Annotated in this window: 2 protein-coding genes; both read right to left on the reverse strand. The window is 30.4% G+C overall.

Features of this window, described 5'->3' with window-relative positions; all coding sequences use genetic code 11:
• Positions 1-588: DUF3108 domain-containing protein (locus U9R23_08000; GenBank protein ID MEA3476362.1), on the reverse strand; the 588-nt coding region annotated here is incomplete at its 3' end.
• A gap of 50 nt (positions 589-638) precedes the next feature.
• Positions 639-3431: helicase C-terminal domain-containing protein (locus U9R23_08005; GenBank protein MEA3476363.1), on the reverse strand; the 2793-nt coding region annotated here is incomplete at its 5' end.

The following is a 3431-nucleotide window of genomic DNA, read 5'->3' on the forward strand; positions in this document are numbered from 1 at the left end:
GCCAAAAATAGTATTAAGCTTCTTTTTTTCTTCAATCATAACTTTGGTCCGGCAGTTTCTTCCATCTGCTGTTACATTTACATAAATTGAATCTCCAACATTTAAATTATGCAAACGGATATAATAGAAAATTGAAAGCGCATCCTGTGCATTTGGTAATGGTTTGAATTCAGTTTTTATTATTTTTCCTTTACGATGTTTCACATATTGGGTCAAAGTGTCTTCAGGGAAATAATAATGAATTCTAAATTGTTTATAATGTCCTTCAGATAATTTCTTTACATATTTTCTTGAAACTAATTTTTCCATATCCCAGTAAGAGTCAATTTTATCTCTAACTTTGTAGATTATATCAAAGAATTTATTTGTTTTTGTTCTTGATTTAATATGATAACATTTATGCCCTGATATTGTGTCATCTTCTATAATTTCCATTGTAAATGTTCCGCCACTTAGAATGCCGTAATTAACTTTAAAAATTAGCTTTTCTCCAATTTTGAATGGTAAATGCCAAGTATCAGAATTCAAACTTGAACTCAATATAAAGAATAAAGACAGATAAAGGATAAAAAATAGTAACTTTTTCATAACATACCGCCTGGTAAATTGTTTATTTTGAATACAAATATAAAAGAAAATCATTTTTCAAACCATCCGGTTATATAATCTGTTAATTCAAGATTGGAAGAAATTTTAATCGATTCTACAGGCATAACTTTTATAAAATACTTTCCGTAATCCTTTTTAAATATTCTGCTATCAAGGATTACAACCACACCCTTATCTGTCTTATTACGAATTAATCTTCCAAATCCTTGTTTGAAATGGAGCAATGAAATTGGCAGAATATAATAGAGAAATGCATTTTTACCTTCTTTTCTTAACTTATCAGTATATGCTTCAACTAATGGTTCTGTAGGAACAAGAAAAGGCAGACGATACAGAATCAGTATTTCAAGTGATTTACCGGGCACATCAACACCTTCCCAGAAACTTCTTGTGCCAAGCAAAACAGAATTTTCATCTTTGCGAAATGCATCTAAAATGCTGGTTCGCGTACCGGTTTTACCCTGTGCGAGTAGTGTGGTATTCTGTTCAGAGGTTGAATCAGATAAGGCATTAAATGCAATACCTAAATCTTTATATGATGTAAAAAGCACTAATGTCCCACGATTATGAACTGAAACTATCTCTTCTAATAAGGATATGGCTTGCGATGAAAAGAAGGTATCTTGCGGATTAGGTAGAAAATCAGGAACTAAAATCAGCATCTGCTTATGATAATTGAATGGGGACGATGCTATGTATTCCATAAGTTTATCTTCTTCAAGTTTATTCAGCCCTGCTAATGTTTTATAAAACTTAAATTCATCTCGTATGGCAATTGTTGCTGAGGTTAAAATTGTCGTTTCTAATTTTGACCATAAAAAATCGTATAAATTTTGATTCACTTCAATTGGCGCACATACTATTGAACAATGTGGAAGACTATTTTCATTAAATTCTTTATCTCTTGTCTCAAGCCAGAAAGCATAATTTTCAAAGTCTGGTGAGAAAGTATGCTGAAATTTTATCTGAAGTTCATCTATCTGATTTAAAAGTCCTTCTAAATCAGAAATATTCTGGTCATAAAATGGAAATATGTTTGAACTTATATTTAAGAGTTCTTGATAGATTGAATTAGTGAGTTTAAAAATTGTAGAGATGTAATAGTTAATCTCTTCTACCAGGTTTTTTGATGAATCAAATATTGAAAGGTCTTTAAAACGCAATTTGCCATAGCTTCCGTTTTCAATAACAATCTGATTTATATTTTTAAAGAATTCTACACTTATTTTTTCAAGATTTTCAATTGGTTCATTAAAATTATCTAATTTATTTTTAAGTAGTTGTTTTTTCTCTTCTGAGATTGTGCTTTTTACAACAGCGATTCTAATGTTATTTGCAATGCCGTATTGAAATTCACCTTTTGTTAGTATTTTTTTAGCGATACTAAGTAAATCAAATAGATTTATAGAAAACCCAAAATGGATTGCGGCAGTTTGAGGCAAGTTATGAGCTTCATCAATCACCAAATGTGAGTAATTTCCAAGAACAGAATTTTCGCTTACCGCATCAGATAATAGCAAAGAATGATTAACGACAACAAGATTAGATTTTTCTGCTTGGCGACGAATTTTAATTACAAAGCATTTGTCATAGAAGGGACATTTTCTGCCATAACAATAATTCCCATCAGAAGCGATTTTTTTCCATAATGAACTCTTTGATGGGTTGAATGAATGATTTTCTTCAATATCACCTGTATTTGTATTTTCTGCCCATATAATCAAATTGAGAAAAAATTTTACTTCATAAGGCGAGAGGTAGCCAGCAGCATCAGATATTATATCATTCCATTTTTTTAAACAAAGGTAGTTATTTCTTCCTTTCAGTAAAGCAGCAGAAAATGTTAGGTTAGTTACATTTTGAATAGCTGGAATATCTTTATAGAAGAGTTGTTCTTGTAGATTTTTCGTATTTGTTGAAATGACAATCCTTCGTTTAGCAAATTTTGAGAAAAATATTGAAGGTATCAGATAAGAGAGTGATTTACCGATGCCAGTTCCAGCTTCAATAAGTAAAGTTTTGCCTTCTTTATAAGCTTCAGTTACCCAGGCAGTCATATCTATTTGACCTTGCCTGTATTCATAATTTTCAAAATTTTCAGCAATTTGACCATCTTTTTCAAACATCTCTAAGATTTCATTTTCGTTATATTTATTTGAAGCCGTTTCTTCTTTTTTTCGGTTAGATATGAAATTTTTAAGTGGAAAGAAATCCTGTTTGATTTTCTTTTTCTTATGTTTAAGTGCGGTTTTAGTTAAAAAATTATGTAGAATAGAAAGATATTTATGAAGATGACTTTGTAATGGTGCAAGTTCTGCAATTTCATTAATTTTATATATTGTTCCAATTTTAAAATTGTTACAAATAAATTCTGTTAATTGCGAAAGGAGTTCGCCTGTGGCTTTGGCATCACCTTCTGCACGATGTATATCTCTATTTTCTATTTGAAAATGCTCGCATAATTTAGATAAAGAATGAGATTTTAAGTGAGGAGTGAATATTTTTGCAATCTCCAAAGTATCATAAAATTTATTGGTTAATTTGGGGAGAGCTGATTCCTCCAGAGCGGAATTAATAAAGTTTCTATCAAATATTGCATTATGAAAACACAGGATGTCATCACCAACGAATTCAAGAAAATCAGTAAGTACCATTTTTTGCGGAGGGGCGTTTAGAAGGTCTTTATCAGATATTTGAGTTAGGGATTTTATAAATCCCGGAAGAGGTTTACCAATATTTATAAAAGATTGGAATCTTTTGCCAGATTTATTATTTTTAAACTTTACTGCTGCAATTTCAATAATGTTGTTACGAATTGAGTC

This window comes from Candidatus Cloacimonadota bacterium (assembly GCA_034722995.1).
In the GTDB taxonomy this organism is placed as follows: Bacteria; Cloacimonadota; Cloacimonadia; order JGIOTU-2; family JGIOTU-2; genus JAGMCF01.